Below are 13577 nucleotides of genomic sequence, written 5' to 3' on the forward strand. Positions count from 1 at the left end.
GTCATTTCATCATCGCATGATTAAATAGTCAGTAAAAAGCGGTACCGATTTTCCCTGCAAGGAAATCGCCAAAGGAGTCTCATCAACACGGGACTCCTTTTTATTTAGATACAGCCCCATAACAAGCCATTTTCAGTCACATTTAAGTTACTAACGTTACAGTCCTAAAAAAACAACAATTCAAAGGAAGTCACTCAATTATGCGTAAACGTTTTATTGCCATCGCCATCGGCGCCACGCTCACCGCCGGATTTATGGCAGGTTGTAGCAACACAGAAAGCAAAGCCCCTAACGCCATGTCGGTACAAGTCCAAAACCCCTTGTTTCAAGTCAGTAGCCTGCAATATCAAGCGCCCGACTTTAGTATCATCAAGAATGAGCACTTTACACCTGCACTAGAGCAAGGCATGGCCGAGCACTATCAAGAAATCCTCGCGATTGCGAATAATCCCGCCGCGGCCAGTTTCGATAATACTATTGTCGCGATGGAAAAAAGTGGCGCCCTGCTCAGCCGCGCATCGAGTGTGTTTTATAATTTAGCGGGTTCTAACAGCAATCCAGAACTGCGTAAAATCCAAGGTGAAATGGCGCCCAAAATGGCGGCCCACTCGGACAATATCAACTTAAACCCAGCGCTATTTGCCCGCATCGAAGCCATTTATAACGATCGCACCAACCTAGGTTTAACCCCAGAAGCCGTGCGTTTGGTTGAGGTCTATCATCAACGCTTTATCATGGCGGGCGCTAAGCTGACTGATGAGCAGAAAGTGAAGATCCGCGCATTAAATGAAGAACAATCGACACTGACCAATGAGTTTTCCCAGCGTTTACTGCGCTTAACTAAAGAAATCGCCGTGGTCGTGGAGTCAAAGAATGAACTTGCAGGATTAACTGACAGCGACATCACTTCAGCCGCAAACGATGCTAAAGCGGCGGGTCACGATGGCAAGTATCTGATCAACATCACCAACACCACTCGTCAGCCCGTATTGGCGTCACTGGAAAACCGTGAACTGCGCCAACGTATTTGGGAAGCCTCTGCTAACCGTGGCTTAACGGGTGAAAACGAAACCGCATCTTTAGTGTCTCGTTTAGCGCAATTACGTGCCGAGCGTGCCGCGCTATTAGGTTATGAAAACTGGGCCAGTTATCGCCTAGCGCCGCAAATGGCCAAAACACCAGAAGCGGTTTACAGCATGTTTGGCTCTATGGTGCCAGCCGTAGTCGCAAATACAGAGAAAGAAGCGGCCGATATTCAAGCCATGATCGACAAGACTGGCGGCAAATTTGAACTGGCGCCATGGGACTGGGAATTCTACGCCGAGAAAGTCCGCCAAGAAAAATATGCCCTTGATGGTAATAGCATTCGCCCATACTTTGAGTTTAACCGCGTCCTCGAAGATGGCGTGTTCTACACCCTCAAAGAACTCTATGGCGTCACCCTAAAACCTCGCCCAGATTTACCGGTTTACCATCCCGATGTGAAAGCCTACGAAATGTTTGATGCCGATGGCTCAAGCATGGCCATTTTCTACGCCGACTATTTTGCCCGTGAAGGCAAACGCGGCGGCGCTTGGATGAGTTCGTTCGTCGGTCAATCCTTCCTCGAAGGGACTAAACCTGTGGTCGTCAACGTGATGAACATCAAGAAAGCGCCAGAGGGTGAACCCACATTCGTCAGCTATAACGAAGTCACTACTATGTTCCATGAAATGGGCCACGGCACCCACGGCATGTTCTCCAAAGTGACATATCCAAGTCTGGCGGGCACTTCGGTTTCACGGGACTTTGTCGAGTTCCCATCAACCTTCGAAGAGGATTGGGCGGCCCATCCCAAAGTGCTAGCCAACTACGCGAAACACTATGAAACTGGTAAACCCATTCCCGACGAATTGCTGCAAAAACTGCTGAAATCTGGCAGCTTTAACCAAGGATTTGACACACTGGAATACATGGCCGCCGCATTAGTGGATATGGAGTGGCATTCATTAAGCCCAGATGCACCACTGCAAGATGTGGCCACCTTTGAAGCCAATGCCCTGAGAAAGCACGGCTTAAATATCAGCGCCGTACCGCCGCGTTATAAGTCGACCTATTTTGCCCATGCCTTCCCCGGCGGTTACTCGGCAAGTTATTACGCGTATATGTGGAGTGAGATTTTAGCGGCGGATGCCTTTGCCTATGTTCAAACCCAAGGCGGGCTCAATCGTGAAATCGGCATGAAGTACCGCAAAACCATTCGTGAAGTGGGCAATAGCATAGCGCCAATGGAAGCCTACAAAAACTTCCGCGGACAAGAGCCAACCACACAAGGATTACTTAAACGCCGCGGGCTAGACCAAACACTTTAAGCTACAAAAAAACTAAGCAACAGGCACTTTAAATTCAGTGTTGATAGCCTTAATGCGATTAGGTTAAAGATAGAGATAGAGATAGAGATAGAACATTAACCAAATAAATCAGCCAGCATAATGCTGGCTGATTTATTTTGACTTATTCGTAGTGAATCTTTGCCGTGCAAGGTTTCAATTAACGTTTAGCTAATTGCGCCTTTAGATTTGATTTTAAGCACTATGATACTAACCACAAACACCACACTACAGGCCACTAAACCTGCGACAACTGACTCAGTAAATCCAAGTACGACATAACCCGTTAAGCTAATAAACGCCGCAATCAATGCATACGGTAGCTGAGTGACCACATGGTCGATATGGTGACAACTCGCGCCCGTAGACGACAAAATCGTGGTATCGGAAATCGGTGAACAGTGATCGCCAAATACCGCGCCCGCCAGCACAGAAGCAAGCATAGGTAGCATCATACCAGTGTGACTTCCCATCGCCATATCCGCAGCAATCGGCAACATGATACCGAACGTGCCCCAGCTAGTACCGGTTGAGAACGCAGTAATACCCGCTAACACAAACATTAGGGCTGGCAAAAAGGCGAACGGAATATTGCCCGTCGCGAGACTCGCCATAAACTTGCCGGTTTCGAGCTGGCCAATCACGCCTGCGATAGTCCAAGCAAATAACAGGATATAAATCGCTGGCAGCATAGAGCGAGCGCCCTGCACTATGCCTTTGACTATCATTGATTTCTCAACGCCTTGGACTAAATTCAATATCAACGAAATCGCTAAACCGATTAATGCACCAAAGAAAAGGGATGAACTGACATCGGTTTTCTCAAACGCTGAAATAATATTAAATTCAATCCCTTCAGTGGCAAGTACTTGAGCGCCACTGTTGATCATAAAATACAGGGTCGCAAATACCAATACTGTAATCGGCAGGAATAAACCTAAGATCTTACCGGTTTCGGCCTCAGGTAAATCCGCATTGGCTCCAGGCGGTAATCCCTTTGACTCATCGTATAAATTACCACGTTGGGCATTGAGTTCATGCTCGCGCATTGGCCCAACATCTAATCCCATAAAGACAACGAAAAGTAATAATAACAAAGAGAAGATTGCGTAGAAGTTCATTGGGATCATTTGAATAAAAATACTCAAATGGCCCGTATCAGCAAAACCATGGGCCGTTAATATTCCACCAATAAGTGCAATAATATACGCGCCCCAACTTGATACTGGTGAAATAACGCACACAGGTGCCGCAGTCGAATCTAATAAATAAGCTAACTTAGCACGGGAAATATAATAACGATCGGTAACAGGCCTAGCGACCGAACCTACGACTAAGCTATTGAAATAGTCGTCAATAAAAACCACACACCCTAAAAACATGGTTAATAATTTAGCGTCACGTTTATTACGTATATGTAAACGAGCCCAATCGGCAAAAGCCCGCGCACTGCCACTGACAGTAATTAACGCTGTGATCATTCCCAGTACAATTAAGAAACCGAGAATATATAAGTTCCACGAATTAAGGCCTTCGCCCGTCCAAAAAAGTCCTTTAACGCCATTAAATACAAATTCACCCGTCGCTACAGGTGAAAATTGATTGAGCAATAAAGCACCAATTAAAATACCTAACCCCAAAGAAAGCAGTACACGGCGAGTTAAAATCGCCAACACAATAGCCACCGCAGGCGGCAGCAAGGAAAGTGCCGAATCGGCATAATTCATAACAGTCATTGATTATTATCTTCGTTAAATACGAATGGAGGGCGACTGAACTGGTGGGGAAAGGCAATAGATACCCAAGGTCACCTGTCCTATCAGTAGCGCTCCATAGTAACTATTTCCAATATCCGTATCGGAAAATACTATGGCAGTGTTGCACCTATTAGGTACAACCCCAGCAGTTGATCGTGATAAATCGAACCACTTCGGCACCAAATCCTTTCGCAATCGATCAACGGAATCACCCTACTGATCACTACTAATATTTGGCGCGCCTCTACTTCTAAGAACGCCCGTACGCGGGCGTGAGGCACATAAAAACATAAGCGGCTTAGCAGATGCTAGCGCAAAGCCACTTAATGTGACCTGGATCACAGTTTAAATCAACCGAGACTTGTGATCAGCTCAGGAACCGCCTCAAATAAATCGGCAACTAAGCCATAATCGGCAACTTGGAAAATAGGCGCTTCCGCGTCTTTGTTGATAGCAACGATGACTTTCGCGTCTTTCATGCCCGCTAAATGTTGAATCGCGCCAGAAATCCCTACGGCAATATACAAGTTAGGCGCAACGATTTTACCGGTTTGACCGACTTGTAAATCGTTAGGCACAAAGCCTGCATCAACTGCCGCGCGTGATGCGCCAACCGCAGCACCGAGCTTGTCCGCAAGTTGCTCTAACATGCCGAAGTTTTCACCACTGCCCATACCACGGCCGCCAGAAACGATAATGCCAGCATTACCTAATTCTGGACGGGCTGATACCGTCAAGGATTGAGAAACAAACTGAGTTCTCGCTTCAAACACTTTATCGAGTGTCGTCACAGCCGCGCAGTTACCTTCTGGCGCAGCATCAAAAGCACTGGCGCGTACTGTCATCACTTTGATGGCATCATGGCTTTGCACTGTCGCTAAGGCGTTACCCGCATACACAGGGCGCACAAAAGTGTCCGCACTGACGACGGTAATGACTTCAGAGATTTGCGCAACATCTAATAATGCTGCCACACGCGGAAGCGTGTCCTTACCTAAGCTCGAAGCAGAAGCCAGAATGTGGCCATAGTTTGGCGCTAAGTCCACCAGCAATTTGGCAAAATTTTCCGCTAAATGCGCTTCATACACGCTGGCATCGGCAACAAGCACTTGGCTAACGCCTTGTAGCGCTTGTGCAGCTTGGACAACCGCGCCACATTGGTGACCCGCAACCAATACGTGCACTTCATCGCCAATGGCGCGGGCGGCAGTGACGATTTTTGCCGTATCGAGTTTCAGTGCGGCATTATCATGTTCAGCTAATACTAAAATGGCCATTTAGATCACCTTCGCTTCATTTTTTAACTTTTCAACTAGCTCAGCTACCGACGCTACCATGATGCCTGCTTTACGTTCTGCTGGCGGAGTGACCTTCACAACCGTTTGGTGACTTTTTAACGTCACGCCTAAGTCGGCCACGGTAAAAACTTCTAATGGCTTACGCTTAGCTTTCATAATGTTAGGCAGTGAAGCATAACGAGGTTCGTTCAAACGTAGATCGGCAGTCACGACTGCAGGTAGCGGCATAAGTAAGGTTTGCATACCACCGTCAACTTCGCGAGCGACTTGCACAGATTGACCTTCCAATTTGATTTCAGAAGCAAAGGTCGCCTGTGGCATATCCATCAGCGCTGCGAACATTTGGCCGGTTTGATTGTTATCGCCATCGATAGATTGCTTACCAAAAATCACCAGTTCAGCTTGTTCTTTGTCTTGTACCGCTTTGAGCAATTTGGCGATAGATACTGGCACGAGTTCTTCTTCAGTATCGATATGAATCGCACGGTCTGCGCCTAATGCTAGCGCGGTACGTAATTGTTCTTGCACGGCTTTGTTACCAATACTGACAACAACCACTTCAGTAGCGCTACCCGCTTCTTTTAAACGAACCGCTTCTTCTACTGCGATTTCACAAAAAGGGTTCAACGCCATTTTTAGGTTTGCAGTGTCAACACTTGTATTGTCAGCTTTGACCCTGACCTTCACATTGGCATCAACAACGCGCTTAACGGGCACCAATACTTTCATAGGGTTTCCTTCCTACACTTTCATGTACATGGACAAAACATTGGTTAATACCAATGCAGGATAGAGCAACTTTACGTCCTGTTAACGTTAACGTCAACCAAAGTCAAACGCCTGTTTGCATTTTTTAATCCGCGCAACGGCTACTTTTTTGGACACTTATTTGAGTAAATAAGAAAAGTTCAAAATATAAATAATATTTAATTTACTTAAAACGCATAATTTTATTTGATTCGAGCTATATTAGTTTCTATCATTTAGGTGTTGTTCACCATTATCCTGTATTAAAAATTAGAGTGGGACGAAAATAGATATGAGCGAATTTTTAGAGATATTAACTCACGGCCGTCGTTTTAAAGCAGCAGTTAAAGAACTTAGCGTTGAAGAGTTACGTGATTTAGCCGACAAATTAGATAAAATTTTAGTAGAACGCGAGTCTATGGCTGAGGAAGAAGAACAAGCCATGGCAGCTCGTAATGCTAAGATTGAAGAAATCCGTCAACAAATGGAAGCCGTTGGTTTATCAATTGATGACTTAGGTGGCGTAGCTGTTAAAGCAACCGCGAAGAAACGCGCTCCTCGTCCAGCTAAATACCAAATCGAAGTTGACGGTGAAATGGTTCAGTGGACTGGCCAAGGCCGTATGCCAACCGTATTTAAGAACGAGATCAACAAAGGTCGTTCTATGGAAGATTTCTTAATCTAATCCAATTCGGTGTGGCGGCTCGAGTAACCAACACCCATTTGCATAAAAGCTCGCATTCATTGCGGGCTTTTTTATATCCATTATTGGCTGCAATCTAAAACGACAAGCGTAAATCTCACGCCTCATTCCCACTCAAATTGCGTTACAATTCAACCTTAGTATTTACATCTGCTTTCAGTTACTCTTTATTCACCCTCACTCGATTGAATAAAATAATGCAGATAAACAATAAGATAATTATAAGCTGCAGCATGATCGCTAGCTTAGTCTCACAGACCACATATGCCCAAATCAATACAGGGACAACCTCAAATAAACTCACGGCTTTTACCCATGCTGAATTAATGATTGCGCCGGGTAAGCGTTTAAGCGATGCCACTTTATTGGTTGAAAATAATCGAATTAAAGCCATTATTGAGCACGGTGACATTCCAGCTGGCGCATTTAAAATCGATTTGAGTGGTTATACTATTTACCCTGGATTTATCGATCCTTTCACCGATTATGGGATTGAGTTCGAATATCCAAAACTTGGGCTCACTCGTCCTGTCTACGATATTAAACGTATCGGCGGCAATGCAGACAATGGCGCAATTCATTCTGAAAAAGAATGGTTTAATTACGTTTATCCCAATAAAGAACGCGCGAAAGAGTGGATCAATAATGGCTTTACGAGTGTGCAAAGTAGCAAACTCGACGGAATCTTCCGAGGGACGGCTGTCAGTCTGTCATTAGCAGACAAAACCGCCAACGAAGTGATTTATCGCGCCCGTAGTCAACCTTTTATGGCATTTGATAAAGGCTCATCTGAACAAGATTATCCGTCATCATTAATGGGCAGTATTGCGCTTATTAGACAAACCTTTGCCGACGCCAATTGGTATAACCAAAATAAAAACAAATCGGCCAATGGCGCAATAAACAATCAAGTCGAATTTAATATCGCCTTTGAGCGCTTAGATAATTTAACCGATAAGCAAATTATCTTTGAAACCAAAAATCTCAACGATCAATTGCGCGCCGCCCATTTACTCAAAGAACATAAACTGCCAGCCAACCTGCTCGGTAATGGTCAAGAATACTCGCGCATCAATGAGTTAAAGGCGCTGAACTACCCGTTAATCTTGCCTTTAAACTATCCGCAAGCGCCTGATGTTGGAACAGATGATGCCGATCGCGAAGTGTCACTGGCGGATTTAAGACAGTGGGAACGTGCGCCAACCAATCCAGCAGAAGTTGCCAAAGCAGGTATTCCTTTCGCGCTAACACAGTTTGGTATTAAGACCGATGCTTTTTGGCCGCGCCTGCGCCAAGCCATTACTCAAGGTTTGAGTGAAGAGCAAGCCTTAGCTGCACTGACCACCCAAGCCGCCGAGATGACAGGCACCGCCGATTTTACCGGCAAACTCGCACCCGGTTACATGGCAGACTTTGTAGTTACTAAGGGCAATATTTTTAAAGAAGGTCAGATCTACAGTGTTTGGTTGCAAGGTCAGGAGCAAAGTCTTCGCTCACTGCCCCAAGCAAGATTACTGGGGGATTACCAATTAAGCCTCAATAATCTCACGCTGGATTTATCGCTGCAAGATGCGAGCAAAGGTGATAAACCCAAAATCCAAGGCAGCTTAAGCAGTGGCGAGCAAAGTATCGCGCTCACCCAACTTAAATTAGATGACGACGGTCGATTAAGCTTTACTGCCGATTTGAGCGCCGCAGGCATCAATGGTCTTAGCCGCTTTACGCTGTGGATGGCCGATGACGGTATTCAAGGCCGTATGGTCGATGCTAAGAGTCGCACCACAAATGTTGCCGGTATTGCGATAGCGCAAACTGCAGCGGTTGATAATGCCACTCAAGAAGACAATCAAACGCCCAAGGATAAAGCCAACACGAGTCTAGTGAGTCACCTCACCTACCCTAACGTCGCTTACGGACTGAGCGAAGCGCCTAAGGTTGAGAAGCTGCACATAAAAAATGCCACCCTGTGGACCTCGGATAAGCAAGGCATTCTCGAACATGCAGATCTCTTGATGGCCAATGGCCGCATCGAAAAAATTGGCCAGCAACTCAGTACGCCTTCTGGTTATCAAGTCCTAGATGCAACGGGTAAGCATCTTACTGCGGGCATTATTGATGAACACTCGCATATCGCCATTAATGGTGGCACCAACGAAGGCACGGATGCCGTAACCTCTGAGGTACGGATTGGTGATGTGATTAATCCCGACGATATTTCACTCTATCGCGCCTTAGCGGGCGGCGTCACCAGCGCACAAATTCTGCACGGCAGCGCCAATCCTATTGGCGGCCAATCGCAACTGATCAAAATGAAATGGGGCGAAACGGCCGAGCAACTTAAATTTGCTAACGCGCCCGCCAGTATCAAGTTCGCGCTTGGTGAAAACGTTAAGCAGAGCAACTGGGGAGAGAAATTTGTACAACGCTTCCCGCAAACGCGTATGGGAGTCAAAGCGTTATTTGAAGAGACCTTCGATGCCGCCATCGCCTATGAAAATGCGTTAAAAGCCTATGATGACCTGCGCTCCAGCGATAAGAAAAAAACCGTTGCACCGCGCCCAAGTTACCGTCTGCAAGCAGTGGCCGAAGTATTAAATCAGCAGCGTGATGTGCACATTCATTCCTATGTGCAGTCAGAAATCCTGATGTTTATCCGCTTAGCCGAGGCTTATCACTTTAAAGTGCAAACCTTTACCCATGTGCTCGAAGGTTACAAAGTGGCGAGTGAACTGGCCGCCCATGGCGCTGGCGCTTCGACCTTTGCCGATTGGTGGGCCTATAAGTTTGAGGTGTACGACGCAATTCCACAAAATGCGTGTTTGATGCAAAACAAAGGCGTGACCACCAGCATAAACTCAGACGACTATGAAATGCAGCGCAGACTCAACCAAGAAGCGGCTAAGTCTATGATGTATTGCAATATGTCGAAGGAAGATGCTTGGAACATGGTCACTATTAATCCGGCCAAGCAATTAAGAGTCGATGAATTTGTGGGTTCACTCACCCCTGGGGAAATGGCCGATATCGTGCTGTGGAACGCAGAGCCTCTGTCGATTTACGCCAAAGTGACACAGGCATGGGTTGAAGGAAAACGCTACTTTGACCGCGACCAAGACCAAGCCGCCCAGCTCGCCGTAGTCAACGAGCGCGCCGCACTGATCCAAAAAATTCTCAGCAGTGATGATCAAGCCAAAGCGGGTGAAAAAGTCACGCCACTAAACGAGCCACAGTGGCACTGCGACACCCACTATCAAGCATGGGGCCACACTCATGAGGGAGCTAAATAATGCAACATTTATCTAAACCCGTTTTGTTTGCGGCGCTACTGGGCGTGATTTGCACCACGCTGGCCCCAGTTATGGCCAACGATATCGTGCCGACTCCTAAACAAAGCCGCAGCGTACTGATAAAAAACGCCACTGTGCACACAGTCAGTCAAGGCGTGCTCAGCAACACTGATGTCTTGATTGAAAATGGCAAGATCACGGCCGTTGGGCCTCAACTCACCAACCAAATCAACAGTGCAACCGCAGAAACCAATGACACTCAAGTCGTCGATGCCAGCGGTAAACACTTGTATCCGGGCTTAATCGCCCTAGACACCAGCTTAGGTTTGGTCGAAATTGAAATGAGCCGCCCCACGGTTGATAACGCCGAGGTGGGTTATATCAATCCGCAGATCAGCACAGCCACGGCTTACAATCCAGATTCTGAGCTCATCCCGACCATACGTTTCAACGGCATTACCCACGCACAAATCGTCCCGAGCGGCGATGGTATTGCTGGGCAATCGGTACTGGTGAATCTTGATGCGTGGACGATTGAGGATGCGCTGACCCCCAGTGCTGGGCAGTTCCATGTCTACTGGCCGCAAATCAAACGCATGCCTGAAGATGAAAAAGAGAAAGCCAAGGCCATCGAGAAAAATCAGCTGGCGATCGACAAGCTCAATATCGCCTTTGAGGATGGCTATCGCTATTTCTTAAGTGATAAAGCCAAGGGCAAAGATAAAACCAAGGATGAAGATCCACAGTCCGCGACCAACAACCTTCGCTGGCAGGCCATGTTGCCGCTATACCAAGGTAAAGCGACACTGTTTGCCCATGCCGACAGTGTTGGCCAAATTGAGCAAGTGATTGCCTTGACGAAAAAATACCAATTCAAATTGGTGATTGTCGGCGGATACGATGCATGGCGTTTGGCCTCAAGCCTGAGGGAAGTTAAGGCGGGGGTCATTTATCCTCATACCTTGAGTCTGCCTAAGCGTAAAGATGAGCCAGTGGATTTACCCTTTAAAATCCCCTCCTTGCTCGCTAATGCAGGAATTCCCTTCGCCCTTGGGTTCTCATCGGACTGGAATAGCCGTAACTTACCCTATGCGGCAGGTTATAGCGCCGCCTATGGTTTAACGCCTGAGCAAGCGCTTAAGTCCATCACCTTAGATGCAACAAAACTGTTAGGTGTCGAGGAGTTAGGGGCGATTGCCGTGGGATACCAAGGCAGTGTTGTACTGTCCGAGGGGGACATTCTCGACCCTATGACCAATAAGATAGAGGCTATCTGGATTGAAGGACGGCAGATAGATCTGAATAATCGCCATCAGCAGCTTTATCAAAAGTACCTTAAGCGGTAGAATTTACTCAGATAATAATATCGCATCGGCGCAGCCTACCAAGGCTGCGCAGTTTTCCCCTCAATCTCAGGTCAAACCATGAAAATTATCCTCTCAAGTGCATTAGTGCTCCTACTCAGTGCCTGTGCAAGCGACTACAGTTTTAACAGTAATTTGGACGGTGAGGCGATCAATGACTATTTCAAGGCATCCGATGTCACCCTTTATGAAGGCGATACCTTGCCAAAAGGTCATTACGAATTAAAAGGTTTGGTCCAAGGGGAATCCTGTCAGGCCGATGTCAACAGCGTACCTGCGTCATTAGCCGATGCCAGAACCGAAGCCCGCCGTAACGCCGCAGATAAAGGCGCTAACGGCATTATCATCAAACAATGTGTGATGTTAGATGAAGCCGCCCCAGGTTGTATCAGCCGCGCCCTGTGCGTCGGCCAAGCAGTTAAAACGGCTACCGCAGAGTAAGTCCCACGCTGAGCAAACAAACTGCTCGCTATTCGATGATCTGAGATTGCCCGTATCAACCGCTTAATGGCTAATGTTTCATGACCAACGCTTCATGGCTAACGCTACATAATTAGCGCTCAAAGATGGGCCTTAATGATGAGTTTAGAATGATGAACTTAGGCGGTTGTTATATTTATCTTTTTAGGTAGTTTTTTGCATGACATTTACCAACCAAATTATCGCAGTAGCGACATGCCGCACGCCCTATAAACAAAAGTTTGGCATTCCAAGACAACCCGGACTCGTTGAGGCCCGCGGCTATGTCGAACTTGAACCCCATGTAAATCATATCGATGCGGTGCGTGGCATAGAGCAATATTCCCATCTCTGGTTGCTATTTTGCTTCCATGAGAATCTTGCCCAAGGTTGGAAAACCACAGTGCGGCCGCCGCGATTAGGCGGCAATGAAAAACTCGGCGTATTCGCCACTCGCTCCACTTTTCGCCCTAATGGTATAGGCCAGTCAGTAGTAAAACTGCACGGCGTAGTACAACGCAAGGGCAAAGTGTGCCTCGAAATTTCCGGTATGGATCTGGTCGATGGCACGCCGATTATCGATATTAAGCCTTACATTCCTTTCTCTGATTCGATTACCGATGCTGTCGGCGGCATTGCTCAAGACGCCCCTAAACTGATTTCAGTGGTGTATTCCGACAATGCCAAGGCACAGATTGAACGTTACGCCCAGCAGGAAACCTACACAGATTTAGCCGTGCTTATCCGCGGAGTCTTGGGGCAAGATCCGCGCCCCGCCTATAAAAAAGCCAAAGACGATCCTAAGTTATATCAAGTCGCCCTCTATGATTTAGATGTGTTCTGGCAAATGGCGGTCGATGATAATGACCAAGAATACATCTTAGTATTAGAACTCAAACCGGGGAAATGTGGCTAAATGTCTACGCCAACGCCTAGATCAGAGTCGGCATCTTTGCCTGATTATCAAAGCCAGCATAAAAAGCGTCTCTCTTGGATGCCGTGGCTGTATTTTTCTTTAAAAGAGAAACATTTAGTCTGGGCAAAACCTTGGCAGGATGAGATCCAAGCAAAGCTCTGTGCCCTCGAAACGGTCAACATCGGCGAGCACTGTTTTATTGCACCCGAAGCGCAGTTATTCGCCGAACCCAATCGTGATATCCGCATGGGTAATCGCTGCATGATCGCCGCCGACTGTTTTTTACACGGCCCAATCACGCTAGGGGACGAAGTGGCAATTAATCATGGTTGCTCCTTCGATGGCGGCAGAGTCGGTATTCAGATTGGCAGCCAGACTCGCATCGCTAATAATGTCACTATTTATGCCTTCAACCATGGCATGGCGCCAGATACGCCCATTTATCAACAAGCTGCCAACTCCAAAGGCATTGTTATTGGTAAAGATGTGTGGATTGGCGCTCAAGCAGGCATAGTCGATGGTGTGACCATTGGCGATCACGCTGTGGTGGGTATGGGCAGTATAGTGACGAAAGATGTGCCCGACTGGGCGATAGTGGCAGGCAACCCCGCCAAAGTGATTGGCGATAGGCGGGATAAGTAAGCAGTAAGGATAATCTTGATACTAGCATCTAACAG

General features: G+C 47.0%; 10 protein-coding genes and 1 riboswitch. Of the genes, 7 read left to right on the top strand and 3 right to left on the bottom strand.

Going from position 1 to position 13577, the window contains the following annotated elements:
- Window positions 1-200 precede the first annotated feature (200 nt).
- Window positions 201-2351, top strand: coding sequence for a M3 family metallopeptidase (locus FW758_RS16035; RefSeq protein ID WP_446445896.1), 2151 nt, complete (start codon window positions 201-203; stop codon window positions 2349-2351).
- A 185-nt stretch (window positions 2352-2536) separates the two neighbouring features.
- Here FW758_RS16035 and FW758_RS16040 read toward each other — a convergent pair whose 3' ends face one another.
- The 3 genes from FW758_RS16040 to FW758_RS16050 form a co-directional block, all read right to left on the bottom strand.
- Entirely contained in the window at window positions 2537-4105 is a 1569-nt protein-coding gene (locus FW758_RS16040; protein ID WP_071939629.1) for a Na+/H+ antiporter NhaC family protein, read from the bottom strand.
- Window positions 4106-4184: 79 nt separating this feature from the next.
- A riboswitch (Lysine riboswitch) is annotated at window positions 4185-4381 on the bottom strand.
- A 95-nt stretch (window positions 4382-4476) separates the two neighbouring features.
- A complete protein-coding gene (locus FW758_RS16045; protein ID WP_446445897.1) occupies window positions 4477-5403 on the bottom strand; it encodes an electron transfer flavoprotein subunit alpha/FixB family protein in 927 nt (308 codons plus the stop codon).
- Window positions 5404-6153: an electron transfer flavoprotein subunit beta/FixA family protein gene (locus FW758_RS16050; RefSeq protein WP_006082338.1), complete on the bottom strand. Its 750-nt coding sequence runs from the start codon at window positions 6151-6153 to the stop codon at window positions 5404-5406.
- Window positions 6154-6463: 310 nt separating this feature from the next.
- Between FW758_RS16050 and FW758_RS16055 the strand changes: the two genes are divergently transcribed.
- The 6 genes from FW758_RS16055 (at window position 6464) to FW758_RS16080 (ending at window position 13542) form a co-directional block, all read left to right on the top strand.
- Window positions 6464-6856: an H-NS histone family protein gene (locus tag FW758_RS16055; protein WP_006082339.1), complete on the top strand. Its 393-nt coding sequence runs from the start codon at window positions 6464-6466 to the stop codon at window positions 6854-6856.
- A 215-nt stretch (window positions 6857-7071) separates the two neighbouring features.
- Complete coding sequence (locus FW758_RS16060) at window positions 7072-10161, top strand: amidohydrolase family protein (protein ID WP_446445898.1); 3090 nt, start codon at window positions 7072-7074, stop codon at window positions 10159-10161.
- Window positions 10161-11507, top strand: coding sequence for an amidohydrolase (locus FW758_RS16065; RefSeq protein ID WP_446445899.1), 1347 nt, complete (start codon window positions 10161-10163; stop codon window positions 11505-11507). Before FW758_RS16060 ends, FW758_RS16065 begins: the two co-directional genes overlap by 1 nt.
- Window positions 11508-11585: 78 nt before the next feature.
- On the top strand, window positions 11586-11966 hold the full coding sequence (gene rcsF, locus FW758_RS16070; protein ID WP_446445900.1) for an Rcs stress response system protein RcsF: 381 nt from the start codon (window positions 11586-11588) through the stop codon (window positions 11964-11966).
- A 199-nt stretch (window positions 11967-12165) separates the two neighbouring features.
- Window positions 12166-12900, top strand: coding sequence for a tRNA (N6-threonylcarbamoyladenosine(37)-N6)-methyltransferase TrmO (gene tsaA / locus FW758_RS16075; protein WP_446445901.1), 735 nt, complete (start codon window positions 12166-12168; stop codon window positions 12898-12900).
- On the top strand, window positions 12901-13542 hold the full coding sequence (locus FW758_RS16080; RefSeq protein WP_446445902.1) for an acyltransferase: 642 nt from the start codon (window positions 12901-12903) through the stop codon (window positions 13540-13542). It begins immediately after the preceding gene.
- Window positions 13543-13577 lie beyond the last annotated feature (35 nt).

It is taken from the genome of Shewanella sp. 1180_01, assembly GCF_052850535.1.

Excerpts from the sequence above, each read along its gene's own strand:
- rcsF (WP_446445900.1), top strand. The coding sequence starts at position 11,586 with ATGAAAATTATCCTCTCAAGTGCATTAGTGCTCCTACTCAGTGCCTGT.
- FW758_RS16045 (WP_446445897.1), bottom strand. The coding sequence starts at position 5,403 with ATGGCCATTTTAGTATTAGCTGAACATGATAATGCCGCACTGAAACTC.
- FW758_RS16040 (WP_071939629.1), bottom strand. The coding sequence starts at position 4,105 with ATGACTGTTATGAATTATGCCGATTCGGCACTTTCCTTGCTGCCGCCT.
- FW758_RS16065 (WP_446445899.1), top strand. The coding sequence starts at position 10,161 with ATGCAACATTTATCTAAACCCGTTTTGTTTGCGGCGCTACTGGGCGTG.
- FW758_RS16055 (WP_006082339.1), top strand. The coding sequence starts at position 6,464 with ATGAGCGAATTTTTAGAGATATTAACTCACGGCCGTCGTTTTAAAGCA.
- FW758_RS16035 (WP_446445896.1), top strand. The coding sequence starts at position 201 with ATGCGTAAACGTTTTATTGCCATCGCCATCGGCGCCACGCTCACCGCC.
- tsaA (WP_446445901.1), top strand. The coding sequence starts at position 12,166 with ATGACATTTACCAACCAAATTATCGCAGTAGCGACATGCCGCACGCCC.
- FW758_RS16060 (WP_446445898.1), top strand. The coding sequence starts at position 7,072 with ATGCAGATAAACAATAAGATAATTATAAGCTGCAGCATGATCGCTAGC.
- FW758_RS16050 (WP_006082338.1), bottom strand. The coding sequence starts at position 6,153 with ATGAAAGTATTGGTGCCCGTTAAGCGCGTTGTTGATGCCAATGTGAAG.
- FW758_RS16080 (WP_446445902.1), top strand. The coding sequence starts at position 12,901 with ATGTCTACGCCAACGCCTAGATCAGAGTCGGCATCTTTGCCTGATTAT.